Source organism: Chromatiales bacterium (assembly GCA_014762505.1).
Taxonomy (GTDB): Bacteria; Pseudomonadota; Gammaproteobacteria; order SpSt-1174; family SpSt-1174; genus SpSt-1174.
Map to the genome: position 1 here is coordinate 88,837 of JABURS010000032.1, position 14,143 is coordinate 102,979.

A 14,143-nucleotide genomic window follows, 5' to 3' on the forward strand; every position below is an offset into this window, starting at 1 on the left:
GGCGAAATAAATGTGATGAACGTCACGCTTTGCCTTCTCTGCGTGAACCGGCCCAGGCCCCGGCCGCAGACACATAAGGGCTCGCTAATACAGGCCATTGTCAAGCCCCTGAAACGCAAATTTTTCCGGCTTATGCACAGTCTGCATCACCGGGTCAAGGGCTTGCATGAATACGTATCGCAGGGCGCGCATCCGCGCAGGCAACAACGCAACCGGTTGTTTTTTATACAAAATATAGTTTGGCTATTTTTTGACCAGTTTAACGCCCATGCAACATACGCCGGCCCGGGACGGATTTTGCGACAATGTATCCACAAAGTTATCCACAGGTTCTGTGGACAAGCGGAAAACCCCAAAATATCTCGGCGCTTAGCTGAACTTGTGAGAAGATACTTGAGGTTTGAAGACTAACTCACCCAAGCAGCCGGCGGCGCCCATCCTGCGGGTGGCCGTCCCCACGCCCCTGCCGCGCCTGTTCGATTACCTGCCGCCCGTCCGTACGCAGGATCGCATACAGCCGGGTGCGCGGGTGCGCGTGCCCTTCGGGCGGCGCAGCGTCACGGGCGTGGTGGTCGAGACGGCCGCGACCTCCGACCTTCCGCGCGAGCGCCTGAAACCCGCCAGCGCCCTGCTCGACCCGCAGGGGCTGCTGCCCGGGGACAGCCTCGACCTGCTGCGCTGGGCCGCCGACTATTATCAGCATCCCCTCGGCGAGGTGATCGCCACCGCCCTGCCCGTGCTGCTGCGCCAGGGGGAGCCCCCCGAGGTACCGGGCGTGGAAGGCTGGCGCCTCACCCGGACCGGCGAGGACACCGATCCCGCGACCCTGGCCCGCGCACCGCGCCAGCAGCAGCTGTTCGCGCTTCTCAAACGACAAACAGACGGGCTCACGGCCGACGCCATCGGCGCCGCGCTCGAGCACTGGCGGCCGGCGGCGAAGGCGCTGGCGGACAAGGGGCTGATCGAACGCGTGCAGCGCGACTGCCTGCTGGCCGCCACCGACCACCCCGCCGCCGCACCCGCGCTCAACGCGGAGCAGGCCGCCGCCGTCGAGGCGATCACCGGGGCCCTGGGCGGCTTCGCCCCCCTGCTGGTGGAGGGCGTGACCGGCTCGGGCAAGACCGAGGTCTACCTGGCCGCGATCGACGCGGCCCTGGCCTCCGGGCGCCAGGTGCTGGTGCTGGTGCCCGAGATCGGCCTCACCCCCCAGCTGCTCGCCCGCTTTCGTGCCCGCTTCGCCGTGCCCATCGCCGTGATGCACTCCGGGCTCAACGACCGCGAGCGCCTCTGTGCCTGGAACATGGCCCGTACCGGGCGCGCGCCCATCGTCATCGGCACGCGCTCGGCGGTGTTCACGCCCCTGCCGCGGCTCGGCCTGATCGTGGTGGACGAGGAGCACGACGCCTCCTTCAAGCAGCAGGACGGCTTTCGCTACCACGCCCGCGACCTCGCCCTGGTGCGCGCCCGCAACGCCGGCATCCCCGTGGTGCTCGGCTCGGCCACGCCCTCGCTGGAGTCGCTGGCCAACGCGGAGCGGGGGCTCTACACGCGCCTGCACCTGCCGAGCCGGGCCGGCGCCGCCCGACCGCCGCGGGTGCGTCTGCTGGACCTGCGCGCCCAGCCGCTGGACGAGGGCCTCGCCCCTGCGCTGATCCAGGGCGTGGCTCAGACCCTGGCCGCCGGCGGGCAGGTGCTGCTGTTCCTCAACCGCCGCGGCTATGCCCCCACCCTGCTCTGCCACGAGTGCGGCTGGGTGGCCGACTGCCAGCGCTGCGACGCGCACATGACCTACCACGCCCGCGGCCAGCGCCTGCGCTGCCACCACTGCGGCGCCGAGCGGGCGGTGAACCACCAGTGCCCGGACTGCGGCAGCACCGACCTGCGCACCCTGGGCCAGGGCACCGAGCGCCTGGAGGCCGCGCTGAAACGCCTCTTCCCGGACACCGGCATCGTGCGCATCGACCGCGACACCACGCGACGCAAGCACGCCATGGCCGAGAAGCTCGCGGGCGTGCACAGCGGCGAGCACCAGCTGCTCATCGGCACGCAGATGCTGGCCAAGGGCCACGACTTCCCGGGGGTCACCCTGGTGGGCCTCATCGACATCGATCAGGGCCTGTTCAGCGCCGACTTTCGCGGGGCCGAGCGCATGGCCCAGCTCATCGTGCAGGTGGCCGGACGCGCCGGACGCGGCGAGAAACCGGGCGAGGTGATCATCCAGACCCATCACCCGGACCACCCGCTGCTGCTCACCCTGCTGGAGGGCGGCTACCGCGCCTTCGCCGCCCAGGCCCTGGCCGAACGCCAGGCCGCCGGCCTGCCGCCCTACGGCCACCTCGCCCTGTTCCGCGCCGAGGCGCCGGGCCCCGAGGCGCCGGCGGGCTTCCTGCAGGCCGTGCGCAACCGCCTGGGCACCACCGGGGAGGTGAGCGTGCTCGGCCCCATACCGGCGCCGATGGAAAAGCGCGCCGGCCGCTACCGCGCCCAGTTGCTCCTCATGGCTCGCGAGCGCCGCCCGCTGCATGCGCTGCTGCGCACCGTCATGCCCACGCTGGCCGAGCTGCCCGAGGCCCGCCGCGTGCGCTGGTCGCTGGATGTCGACCCGCAGGAGATGTTCTAGCAGCCGTTGAAAAACGTAGCGAGGATGACCAGATGCAAGACGCACGGAGCGCAGCGACCGAGACATATCAAATAGATAGGCGAGGGAGCGAGCACCGCGCAACGCAGCAGATGGTCCACCGCAGTCGTTTTTCAACAGCTGCTGGGGAAACCGCAGGGTTTATCACCCCCGCTGTTTCTGTCCCGCCCGCATTTCTTTAGAATGCAGCTTTCGCGCAGGCGCCCCGCGCCCGGCTTTGCAAGAAACCAGGAATCGCCCCTTGAAAGAGCAACTCGAATCCCTCGTCCGACTCGCCCTCGGCGGCCTCAAGACCGCCGGCGTGCTGCCCGCCGATGCCGACCCGGAGATCCAGGTCACGCGCACCCGCGACAAGACGCACGGCGACTTCGCCTGCAACATCGCCATGCAGCTCGCCAAGCCGGCACGCCGCAGCCCACGCGACGTCGCCCAGGCCATCGTCGACCACCTGCCGGCCTCCGACCTGGTGACGAAGGTCGACATCGCCGGCCCCGGATTCATCAACTTCTTCATCGATCCCTCCAGCACCCTGAAGGTCATCGACCGCATCCGCGAGCAGGGCGAGCGCTACGGGCGCAGCGAGCTGGGCGCCGGCAAGCGCGTGCAGGTGGAATTCGTCTCCGCCAACCCCACCGGGCCGCTGCACGTGGGCCACGGCCGCGGCGCGGCCTACGGCGCCACGGTGGCCAACCTGCTGGCCGCCGTCGGCTTCCGGGTGCACCGCGAGTACTACGTCAACGACGCCGGCCGGCAGATGAACATCCTCGCCGCCAGCGTGTGGCTGCGCTACCTCGAACACTGCGGCGTGAAACTCACCTTCCCGAGCAACGGCTACAAGGGCGAATACGTGCGCGACATCGCCGGCATCCTCTTCGACGAGCACGGCGACCAGTGGGCCTGCACCGCCGAGGAGGCCATGCACGACCTGCCGCCCGACGAGCCGGCCGGCGGCGACAAGGAGGTACACATCGACGCCGTGGTCGAGCGCGCCCGCCACCTGCTGGGCGACAACCGCTACCGCTACGTCTTCGAACTGGGGCTCAACAGCATCCTCGACGACATCCGCGACGACCTGGCCGAGTTCGGCGTCACCTACGACGAGTGGTATTCCGAGCGCTCGCTCACCGACAAGGGCGCCGTGAACAAGGCCCTGGAGCGCCTGCGCGACGCCGGCCACGTCTACGAGCAGGACGGCGCGCTCTGGTTCCGCTCCACCGAGTTCGGCGACGAGAAGGACCGCGTGGTGCAGCGCGACAACGGCCAGACCACCTATTTCGCCTCCGACATCGCCTACCACATGGACAAGATGGAGCGCGGCTTCGACCGCGTGATCGACGTGTGGGGCGCCGACCACCACGGCTACGTGCCGCGCGTGAAGGCCGCGCTCCAGGCGCTGGGCGACGACGACGCGAAGCTCGACGTGCTGCTGGTGCAGTTCGCCATCCTGTACCGCGGCGGCGAGCGCGTGCAGATGTCCACCCGCTCCGGCTCCTTCGTCACCCTGCGCGAGCTGCGCGACGAGGTCGGCAACGACGCCGCGCGCTTCTTCTACGTGATGCGCAAGTGCGAGCAGCACCTGGACTTCGACCTGGATCTGGCCAAGTCGCAGTCGGCCGACAACCCCGTCTACTACATCCAGTACGCCCACGCCCGCGTGTGCAGCGTGCTGCGCCAGCTCGCCGAGAAACAGCTCGAACGTGACCCGGCGCGCGGCAGCGCCAACGTGGAGCGGCTCACCGAGGAGCACGAACAGGACCTCATCACCCTGCTCGCCCGCTACCCCGAGGTGGTCGAGGCCGCCGCGCTCTCCGAAGAGCCGCACCAGCTCGCGCACTTCCTGCGCGACGTGGCCAACGCCTTCCACACCTACTACAACGCCCACCAGTTCCTGGTGGACGACGCCGCTCTGCGCGATGCGCGCCTGAATCTCTGCGAGGCCACCCGCCAGGTGATCCGCAACGGTCTGGAACTTCTCGGCGTCGGCGCCCCCGAAGAGATGTAATGGCCACCCGCGACTACAAGCACTCCGGCAGGAAGAAGCAGAAGCCCGCGCTGCCCGGCTGGGTGTGGCTGCTCTCCGGCCTGGCCATCGGCCTGTTCGTCGCCCTGCTCGTGTACCTGAAGGACGCGCCCACGCCCGAGACGGTCACGGCCACGCCGAGCATCAGCGTGAGCAAGGGCACGCAGGACACCCGCGACGTGCGCAAGCCCGACGCCGAGGAGATCCCCCCGCCGCCCAAGCCGCGCTTCGACTTCTACACCCTGCTGCCCGAGCTGGAAGTGGTGGTGCCGGAAGACGAGATCAGCGGCGAGCGCACGCCCGAGTCGCGCGAGGCCGCCCCCAAGGTGATGACCGAGGGCGGCCGGTTCATCCTGCAGGCCGGCTCCTTCCGCAAGTTCGAAGAGGCCGACCGCCTCAAGGCCAGCCTCGCCCTGCTCGGCGTGCAGGCCCACATCCAGAAGGTCGAGGTCAACGACGACACCTGGCACCGCGTGCGCATCGGCCCCATCGCCAGCCTCGCCGAGATCAACGACATCCGCTCCCGCCTCAAGGCCAACGACATCGACACGATGCTGTTGAAGGCGCGTTAGGCGGAAAGTCCAAGCGCCACAGAGATCACAGAGATCACAGAGATCACAGAGATCACAGAGATCACAGAGATCACAGAGGAACAACATAGCCCGGTTTACCTTTGTGTATGTGCCCTCTGTGGCTAAAGCAGCCTCAGGCGCGCAGCGCCGCCCACGCCCGACACCGCTCCTCTCCCCTCCTGCATCACACACCGCCGCAGGAGGCCAGCCCCCTGGCCGATGGGGTTATGCAGCCAGCCTGGTCGTTATCGCCGAGAGGGCTCGGCTACGAGCAAAGGGGGTTGTTGGTGCGGTGTTTATGCCCTCCGGGTGCGAGCCGCGATTGTCCATGCCTGGGGCAATGTGCCAGTCCTGATCGCGCCTCGCGGCGCTCCTACGAGACAACGTCCTGCTCTGTGACCTCTGTGGCACACGGACTTTCCACCTCACACCTGTATGTGACACGACTCCCACTACGGTGACCTCCACCTTGAAGGCTCGGGCCGGCTTCGGCAGCCTCGACCTGTCCGGCTGTGATGCCGGGCGTGGAATAACAAGAAACAAGACATGGAAACCAAAGGAGCAAGTCATGAGTGATCTGTTTACTGCCACGTGGATGGAAAAGTTCCAGAACGAATGGAACGGTGAGAAGGAACTGGCCGAGGCCCTGGGCAAGATCGGCTTCAATTCCGTGATCGGCTACGGCTACCCGGAGGATGAGACGCCGCGCGGTGTGCTTCACGTGGAGAACGGCCAGGCGGTGAAGGCCGGGGCCTACGACGGCGAGGACCTGAACTGGGACCTGCGTGCCAGCCCCGACCAGTGGCAGCACTGGATGCAGAAGGGACCGGGCATGACCGGCCTCGGCCTGGCCTTCACCACGGGCAAGCTCAAGTTCAAGAAGGGCGACTACAGCGCGATGGTGAAGGACCCGCGCATGGCCGGGCCCTTCGTCAAGAGCTTCGACGTGATGTCGCGCATCTAGACATCCCGCCAGCTAAACGAGAAAGCGCCCCGAGGGGCGCTTTCTTTTTGCGCATTCTTTTTTTCGGATGCGCCGCGCCGCTAGCCGAAGGTGTAGTGCTTCTTCACCGGCCGGCTCACGCTCCAGGTGCAGGACAGGCCCTCGGGGAAGGTGACGAGATCCCCGGCGCCGACCTCGACGGGCTCGCCGCCATTGGGGGTGACGGTGACCGCGCCTTCCAGGAAGTAGCAGGTCTCCTCGTCGACGTAGGTCCAGGGGAAGATAGAGGCCTCCTTGGTCCAGATGGGCCAGTCGTGGACGCCCAGTGCATTCAGGGTGGCCTCGTCGGGGTTGCGTACGACCTTGATCTCGCTCATGGGCTGACCTCGTCCGGTTGCGTCAAACCCCAAGGGTAAAGGCCCCGACGGGGCCGTGACAAACCTTTTTTCCCCGCCCGAATCAACGCCATAACCCGCTGTTTTTCATGCCTATTTCACCCGGAAGTGCACCATCGGCGTGGGCGTGGCCGTCTCCGAGTCCGCCAGCCACACCCGCGCGGCGGCCTCGTGTTCGCCGCGACGCACCGGCCACAGCCAGCGGGTCACCCCCGCCCCCGTGGTGGCCACCCGCTCCCCGTCCACCCACCACTCGGTGCGCTGCGGCTGCACGCCGTCCACCAGGGTCAGGGCGAAGGCCTCGTGGCCGTCGGGGATGCGCGGGTCCATGGCCAGCAGGAGGCCGGGGCTCGGTTCGGCCAGGCGCAGTTCGGGGGCCAGGCGCACGGGTTCGGGTGCGCTCTGCGGCGCGGTACCGGCCAGGAACCATTCGTGACGGCTGGCGCAGTCGCCGTCGGCCGCGCGCCCGTCCTCGCGGCAGATCGCCCGGCGTTGCAGCCGCGGGCTCAGCCACAGCGGGCGCGTGGTCTCGAAGCGGTTGAGCTCGGCGAAGATGGCGCGCAGCACGAGCGCGGGGCCGCTGGCACCGGTGACCTCGCGCATGGGCCGGTAGTCCAGATTGCCCATCCACACGCCCACCGTGTAGCGGTGGTTGTAGCCCAGGGTCCAGGCGTCGCGGTAGTCGCTGGAGGTGCCGGTCTTGAGCGCGGTCTCCACCGGCAGGCGCAGCAGGCCGCCGCCGCCGAACTCGAGCCGGCGCGCCTCGGGGTCGGCGAGGATGTTGCCGATCAGCGAGGCCGCCTGCGGATCGATGACCGCGCGTGCCGGCCGCAGGACGGCCTCCTCCATCAGGCCGGTGAAGGGCCGGTACTGCCCCCGGCGGGCGAGTGCGGCGTAGGCCCCCACCAGCTCGTAGAGGCTCACCTCGCCGTTGCCCAGCGCCAGGCCGTCGCCGTAGTGGTCCGGGTGGGCCGACAGGCTCTCGATGCCCAGCGCGTGCAGGCGCGCGAGCAGCGCCTCCACGCCCACGAACTGCGCGGCGCGCACGGCCGGGATGTTGAGCGAGTTGCCCAGGGCCTCGCGCAGGCGCAGCGGGCCGTAGTGGGTGTTGCTGTAGTTGCGGTAGCGGTGCGAGCCGTGGCCGATCCAGGCGGAGACGGGGGCGTCGTCGATGAGCGTGGCCGCGGTCCAGCCCCGCTCCAGCGCCAGGGCGTAGACGAAGGGCTTGAGGGTGGAGCCGGGCTGGCGCGGCGTGCGCACGGCGTCGATCCCCAGCCCCTGCGCCGCATCACGGCGCGCGTTCGCCCAGGCCAGGATCTCGCCGCTCTCGTGGTCCACCACCAGGGCGGCGGCATGGCCGACATCCTGCGTGGCCAGCGCCGCGAGACGGGCGTCGAGTATGCCCTGCACCGCCTGCTGCAGCCGGGCATCCAGCGTGGTGTGGCGCAGCGCCGATGCCTGCCCCTGCCGGCGTTCCAGGTACTGGATGAACTCGGGCGCGGCCACCGGCAGGGGCGGCGAGGCACGAAACACCAGCGGGGTCTCCAGGATGCGGGCGTAGGCGGCCGCATCGAGCCGGCCGTCCGCGTGCAGCCGCGCGGCCAGGCGCCGCAGCGGGGCCTCCAGGCGACCGGGATGGCGATAGGGGTCCCAGGCGCCGGGGGCGCGCACCAGCACCACCAGGGCCAGCATCTCCTTCGCCGAGAGGGCGTCGAGGTCGCGATCGAAGTAGTAACGGGCCGCCTGCGCCACGCCGCGCCGGCGCGCCCCGTAGGGCACCTGGTTGAGATAGAACTCGAGGATCTCGCCCTTGCTGAAGCGCCCCTCCAGCGCCCCCGCCTCGAAGCCCTCCAGCCAGCGCGACCAGGGCGTGCGCGGCCGCGGATGCAGCAGGCGCACGGACTGCTCGGTGAGCGTACTGGCGCCGCGCACCACGCCACCGGCGCGCAGGTTCTGCCAGAGCGCGTGGCCGCGCGCGAGCCAGTCCACACCGTCGTGGGCGAAGAAGCGCCGGTCCTCGGAAAGGACGAAGGCCTCGACCAGCAACGGCGGCACGGCATGCAGGGCCACCTGCTCGTGCAGGTTCCAGCGGTTGGCGTAGGTGACGGTGAGCACCTCGCCGTGACGGTCGCGATACTGGGGCCGGGCGTCCCCGGCCGTCACCAGCCGCGCGGGCGGCGGCTCGATGGCCAGCCGGGTGGCCACGGCCAGCAGCCCCGCCGCGCCCGCAAGAACGGCCAGGCCGGCAATCCCCCAGCGCCACCGTCCCGGGCCCTGCCGTCGTCGCTGCGTCATGAAAATGCGCCCCTCTCCCCTGCACCGCCGGCAACCCGTGGTTATCATGTATCTGTTCTCATCGGCCGACCTGGAGCCCCGCATGCGGCAATACGTGAAGACCCTCGGCGCCATCGTCCTGGTGGTCTCGCTCCTGCTGCTGGCCGTGGCGCAGCAGGCCACGCAGGGCATCAGGGCCGATTGCCGCAACACCGAGCTTGGCCGCGTGGTGTCGCCGGATGCGGCCCATGCGGCCGTGCTCTTCACCCGCGACTGCGGGGACGGCACCGAACCCTCCACCCAGGTGAGCATCGTGCGTGCCGGGCGCGAGTTCAATCACCTGCCGGGCAACGTGCTCGCCACCCGCCAGGTGGTGGACGGTATCACGCTGACCTGGCGCGACGCCCGCCGCCTGGAGATCGGCGGCCTGCCCGCCGACGCGGCCGGCGAGCCCATCCGCCAGCGCGCGCAGCTCGAGGACTTCACCATCCATTATCGCCCCTGATGCCGGCGGCGGCGCCAGAGCACGAACCCGTACACCCCCGCGTTCCACGCCAGCGCCGCCAGCCCCAGCACAAGCCCCAGCTGCTCGGACGGGATCTGCGGGTAGACCACGGCACCCACGTAGTGCTGGATGAACCCGCCGCTGTAACCCGACTCGCCGGCGAGCGCGCGCAGGCGGTTCTCCCAGGGCGTGAGCGGACACACCCAGTGCATCAGGTTCACCAGCGCGCCCCAGACGAACACCGGCACGTGCAACAAGGCCCAGCGCCCGTCACGCAGGGCGAGCAGGCCGCCGAAGATCACGAACAGGATGAAGCCCAGGTGCAGCAACAGCACCGCGTTGGCCAGCCACAGATAGCTCACGCGCCCACCACGCTTGCGAAGATCATGGTCACATCGTAGTGTGGACCTGAATCGACCCGGAACACATACCGCCTTCCCATCATGCGCCTCCTGCTCCCCTGCCTGCTCCTGATCGTCACCGGCATCGCCCAGGCCCACGAGGTGCAACACGTGCTCACCCAGTCCAGCGCCACCATCATCACAATCCGCTACAGCGACGATGTTAGCGTGGCCGGCGCCCCCTACGAAATCCGCCCGCAGGGCGAGGCCGACCCGGTGCAGATGGGCTGGACGGATCGCGACGGCCGCATCGCCTTCGCCCCGCGCACACCAGGCAGCTACCGGGTCAGCGTCTTCACGGCCGACGGCCATGGCGTGAACCTCGACGTGCAGGTGGACGACTCGCTCGCCAGCGCCCATGCCGAAGCGCCACTGGTCGAGCGCCATGCGCGGCTGGTGGCCGGCGTCGGCATCCTCTTCGGCCTGTTCGGGCTGCTCATGCTGTTCTACCGGCGCCGGCCCGTCTGAGCCATGCACATCCCGGACGGCTTTCTCTCGCCCCAGACCTTTCTGCCGCTCTACGCCGTGGCGGGGGCGGCCTGGGCCGTCGGCCTGCGCCGCGTGCGCCGGCGGCTCGACGAGGAGACCATCCCGCTGCTGGCCGTGGTCACCGCACTGGCCTTCGTGCTCCACATGATCGCCCTGCCCCTGCCCGGCGGTGCCACCGTGCATGCCACCGGCATCGGCCTGCTCGCCATCCTGTTCGGCCCCTGGACGGCCTTTCTCTGCCTGTCGCTGGTGTTCCTCATGCAGGCCCTGCTGTTCGGCAACGGCGGCGTCACCGCCCTGCCGCTCGCCGCCCTGGCCATGGGACTGGCCGGCAGCGTCACGGCCGCCGGCCTGTATCGCCTGCTGCGCCCGCGCAGCGAGACCCTCGCCCTGTTCCTCGGCGCGGCCGCTGCCGTGCTGGTGGCCGCCGCGCTGGTGGCCGTGGTGCTCGGCATCCAGCCACTGATCGCCCAGCGCGCGGACGGCACGCCCCTGTTCTTCCCCTTCGGCCTCGCCATCACCCTGCCGGCCGTGCTGCTGCCGCACCTGGCCGTGGCGCCGGGCGAGGGCGTGCTCACCGTGCTGCTGTACCGCTTTCTCACCCGGCTGCGCGGGGTCACGGCATGAGAGACCGGCTGCTGCTCGGCGTGTATCTGGCCGCGGTGCTCGCCGCCACCCTGGTACACGCCATTCCCCTGCTCGCCGCCGGACTCGGGCTCGTCGCCCTACTCGCCTGGCGCCGCGCCGCGGACGTGTTCCGCCGCGCGCTGCTGGCCGTGCTCGCCTTCAACCTGCTGGTGAGCGTCTCCTACGTGATCCTCGGCTGGCTGCGCGGCGACCTCGCCTGGCACTACCTGCTGCTGATGAACCTGCGGGTGCTGCTCATCACCGCCATGACCTTCCTGCTCATCGCGCGCATCAATATCTTCAAGGCCCTGGCCTTCTCGCCCACGCTGTCCTACCTGCTCACCCTGGCCAGCACGCAGTACCTCGGCTTTCGCCGCCTCTACCAGGACATGCGCCTGGCACTGACCAGCCGCACGCTGGGCCGGCCCGGCCTGCGCCAGGTCTATCGCCATGGTGCGGCCAGCGGCTCGTTCTTCGTCGAAAAGGCCCTGTCCAACGCCACGGAATCGGCCCAGGCCATGCGCTCGCGGGGGTTCTTCAATGATCCGGCTTGAGGGCGTGAGCCACGCGGTCGACGACGGCACGCCGACCCTGTGCGACGTGAGCCTCGAGATCATGCCCGGCGAACAGGTCGTGCTGCTCGGCGCCAACGGCAGCGGCAAGTCCACCCTGCTCAAGCTCGTCGACGGCCTCCTGTTCCCCGTCGCCGGCCGCTATGCCTACGACGGCACCGCCATCACGCCCGCGCAGCTGAAACGGGCCGACTTCAACCGCCGCTTCCGCCGCGAGGTCGCCCTGCTGTTCCAGAACCCGGACAGCATGCTCTTCAATCCCACCGTGTTCGACGAGATCGCCTTCGGCCTGCGCCAGCTCCTGCCAGACGACGAAGGGGACGTGGGCGAGCGCGTGCAGCACTGGGCCGGGGTGGTCGGCCTGGGCGGGCAGCTGCACCGCCCGCCCTTCAGCCTGTCGGGCGGGGAGAAGCAGAAGGTCTGCCTCGCCGCCCTGCTGGCGCTGGAACCAAGGGTCCTGCTGCTCGACGAGCCCACCGCAGCACTGGACCCGCGCTCCACCGGCTGGCTCATCGACCTGCTGCAGGAGCTGCACATCACCACCCTCACCGCCACCCACAACCTCTCCATGGCGCCCGAGCTGGGCGAACGCGCCCTGGTGCTCGGCGAGGACCACCGCCTGCTCCACGACGGCCCCATCGAGCCCTTCCTCAAAGACCGCGGGCTGCTCATCGAGGCCAACCTGGTGCACAGCCACCGGCACCGCCACGGCGACACCAGCCACCGGCATTTCCACATCCACGATTGGGAATGAGCCCGAAGGCAACGCATGTTGCCGATAAACCCCATGCGCCATAAGGCGCAACATCCCCATGGTTGAATTCCCCCGCCCGGGCACCACACTGAGTAGACAGACCTCAACCGGGACAGGACCATGACCGACTGGCTGGAAGGCAGGGTGGTGGAACGGCGGCGCTGGACCGGGCGCCTGCATACACTGCGCTTCGAGGCGCCGCTCGGGGAGTTCCGCGCCGGGCAGTTCACGCGCGTGGCGCTGGACATCGACGGCGAGCGCGTCGGGCGTCCCTATTCGCTGGTGAACGCGCCGGACGAACGGCCGCTGGAGATCTACTTCAACGAGGTGCCGGAGGGCCCGCTGAGCCCGCGCCTGTCCGCGCTCGAACCCGGCGACCGCCTCTGGGTGGACCGCACCCCGCGCGGCTTCTTCACCCTGGACGAGGTCCCGGAGGCGGAGCAGCTGTGGCTGTTCTCCACCGGCACCGCGCTGGGCGTGTTTCTCTCCCTGCTGAAGACGGACGAGCCCTGGCAGCGCTTTCGCGACGTGGTGCTGGTGCAGGGCGTGCGCCAGGCCGACGAACTCACCTACGACGACACGCTGGCACGCATCGCGTCACGGCACACCGGGCAGTTCACCTTCGTGCCGGTGCTCAGCCGCGAACAGCGTCCCGGCACCCTGCACGGACGCATCCCGCCCCTGCTGGCCGACGGCAGTCTGGAAGAGGCGATCAACCTGCGGCTTGCCCCCGAACGCGCGCAGATCATGCTCTGCGGCAACCAGGGCATGATCACGGACGCCAGCGAACACCTGAAGGATCGCGGCTTCAGGCGTAACCGGCGCAACGAGCCCGGCCACATCACCACCGAAAAATACTGGTGAGCGCCACACGGATCACGCATACACGGCCTGCTGCCCACCCTGTCCGGCTCGCCGGTTTATGCTATACATGCTCTGACCTCGCACGGTCATGACGCCAACCAGCATCAGGGAAGAACGATCCGCATGGCCACGATGGACCAGACCCTCGCCGTAGTCCTCTTCATCGTCTTCAACGCAGTCACCCTCCTCGCCGGCATCATCTGGCTGATCTGGCGCGACACCCAGGGCAGGCCCTGGTGGAAACATGCCGGCATGCTGACCGGGCTTGTCCTCACCCTGCTCTGCGCGGTCCTGCTCGGCATCGGCATGGGCAGCCAGTGGCAGGGCATGGAACTGAACGGCTGCATTGCGGCCGGCAAGTGTTACTGCGAAAACCTGCCCCTGCTCGGCACGCCCATGGCCATCGCCCAGCCGGTGAGCACGCTCACGGCCTTTGCCCCCATCATCAGCGGCCTGCTCATCCTGGGCTGGGCAGACATCGACCGCCTGTCCGGCCGCCGCGACGGCAACCCCATGAAGACCGGCAGCGTCTATGCACTGCTCTTCGGCAGCATCGTGCTGCTGCTGGGGCCCGGCAGCATGGCCTTTCATGTGAGCATGACCGAGGTGATCAGCCGCTTCGACCCGCTCTCCATCAGCCTGTTCGCCATCTTTGCCGCGCTCTACGGCATCTGGCGCGCCTCGCTGGCCGATGCGACCCGCTGGGGCCTGATCGTCTTCCTGCTCGGTTTCGCTCTGCTGGTGGCCGCCGCCCTGGTCGCCATCTTCGTCTTCGGCCTCACCGATGAGGTGAGCATGGCGACGCTGGTGGTGCTGGTCATCGTCGAGCTCGTGCTCATCATCGCGACGGCGGCCGGCGGCATCAATCGCCTGCGGCGCAACTTCGGCTATTTCTTCGCCATCCTGGTCGGGTTCGGCCTGGCCTTCTTCCTCTGGTTCGCCTCCGAGACCGGCCGCAGCCTGTGCGTCACGGACTCCTTCTGGCAGGGCCACGGCGGCTGGCACCTCCTCGCCATGGGCCTCGTGCCATTCCTCTTCTTCCTGCACTTCCGCGCCGAGTCCCGGCCCTGATCGACAAGGACGACCCAT

14 protein-coding genes are annotated in these 14,143 nt (G+C 69.0%); 11 read left to right on the forward strand and 3 right to left on the reverse strand.

The features are described 5' to 3' along the window. Positions 1-400 precede the first annotated feature (400 nt). From HUJ28_05365 to HUJ28_05380, 4 genes are all read left to right on the forward strand, one after another. On the forward strand, positions 401-2,620 hold the full coding sequence (locus HUJ28_05365) for a primosomal protein N' (protein MBD3618881.1): 2,220 nt from the start codon (positions 401-403) through the stop codon (positions 2,618-2,620). Positions 2,621-2,879: 259 nt separating this feature from the next. Continuing rightward, positions 2,880-4,640, forward strand: coding sequence for an arginine--tRNA ligase (locus HUJ28_05370; protein MBD3618882.1), 1,761 nt, complete (start codon positions 2,880-2,882; stop codon positions 4,638-4,640). Then, a complete protein-coding gene (locus HUJ28_05375) occupies positions 4,640-5,230 on the forward strand; it encodes an SPOR domain-containing protein (GenBank protein ID MBD3618883.1) in 591 nt (196 codons plus the stop codon). Before HUJ28_05370 ends, HUJ28_05375 begins: the two co-directional genes overlap by 1 nt. Positions 5,231-5,798: 568 nt before the next feature. Further along, positions 5,799-6,194, forward strand: coding sequence for an SCP-2 sterol transfer family protein (locus HUJ28_05380; GenBank protein ID MBD3618884.1), 396 nt, complete (start codon positions 5,799-5,801; stop codon positions 6,192-6,194). Positions 6,195-6,274: 80 nt separating this feature from the next. On the opposite strand, the gene HUJ28_05385 is transcribed toward HUJ28_05380, so the two are convergent. Then, positions 6,275-6,550 carry a cupin domain-containing protein gene (locus HUJ28_05385; protein MBD3618885.1) on the reverse strand — a complete coding sequence of 92 codons (276 nt, stop codon included), beginning with the start codon at positions 6,548-6,550 and terminating at the stop codon, positions 6,275-6,277. A 111-nt stretch (positions 6,551-6,661) separates the two neighbouring features. Further along, positions 6,662-8,863 carry a transglycosylase domain-containing protein gene (locus HUJ28_05390; GenBank protein ID MBD3618886.1) on the reverse strand — a complete coding sequence of 734 codons (2,202 nt, stop codon included), beginning with the start codon at positions 8,861-8,863 and terminating at the stop codon, positions 6,662-6,664. A gap of 82 nt (positions 8,864-8,945) precedes the next feature. Here HUJ28_05390 and HUJ28_05395 point away from each other — a divergent pair, with 82 nt between their 5' ends. After that, complete coding sequence (locus HUJ28_05395) at positions 8,946-9,347, forward strand: hypothetical protein (protein ID MBD3618887.1); 402 nt, start codon at positions 8,946-8,948, stop codon at positions 9,345-9,347. Here the strand turns inward: HUJ28_05395 and HUJ28_05400 are convergent. Then, on the reverse strand, positions 9,335-10,060 hold the full coding sequence (locus HUJ28_05400) for a DUF2784 domain-containing protein (protein ID MBD3618888.1): 726 nt from the start codon (positions 10,058-10,060) through the stop codon (positions 9,335-9,337). The genes HUJ28_05395 and HUJ28_05400 overlap by 13 nt on opposite strands. A 3-nt stretch (positions 10,061-10,063) precedes the next feature. Here HUJ28_05400 and HUJ28_05405 point away from each other — a divergent pair, with 3 nt between their 5' ends. The 6 genes from HUJ28_05405 to HUJ28_05430 all read left to right on the forward strand — a co-directional run bounded on the left by HUJ28_05405 (position 10,064) and on the right by HUJ28_05430 (position 14,125). Continuing rightward, the gene (locus HUJ28_05405; protein ID MBD3618889.1) at positions 10,064-10,216 is read left to right on the forward strand and encodes a hypothetical protein; all 153 of its coding nucleotides are present in this window, start codon (positions 10,064-10,066) and stop codon (positions 10,214-10,216) included. 3 nt (positions 10,217-10,219) lie between these two features. Continuing rightward, positions 10,220-10,864, forward strand: a complete 645-nt coding sequence (locus HUJ28_05410) for an energy-coupling factor ABC transporter permease (GenBank protein ID MBD3618890.1) — start codon at positions 10,220-10,222, stop codon at positions 10,862-10,864. After that, positions 10,861-11,418: an ABC transporter permease gene (locus HUJ28_05415; protein MBD3618891.1), complete on the forward strand. Its 558-nt coding sequence runs from the start codon at positions 10,861-10,863 to the stop codon at positions 11,416-11,418. Before HUJ28_05410 ends, HUJ28_05415 begins: the two co-directional genes overlap by 4 nt. Next, complete coding sequence (locus HUJ28_05420) at positions 11,405-12,190, forward strand: ABC transporter ATP-binding protein (GenBank protein MBD3618892.1); 786 nt, start codon at positions 11,405-11,407, stop codon at positions 12,188-12,190. The genes HUJ28_05415 and HUJ28_05420 overlap by 14 nt, the downstream gene beginning before the upstream one ends. 120 nt (positions 12,191-12,310) lie before the next feature. After that, positions 12,311-13,054: a ferredoxin--NADP reductase gene (locus HUJ28_05425; protein MBD3618893.1), complete on the forward strand. Its 744-nt coding sequence runs from the start codon at positions 12,311-12,313 to the stop codon at positions 13,052-13,054. A 123-nt stretch (positions 13,055-13,177) separates the two neighbouring features. After that, on the forward strand, positions 13,178-14,125 hold the full coding sequence (locus tag HUJ28_05430) for a ceramidase domain-containing protein (protein ID MBD3618894.1): 948 nt from the start codon (positions 13,178-13,180) through the stop codon (positions 14,123-14,125). The last annotated feature ends 18 nt before the right edge of the window (positions 14,126-14,143 follow it).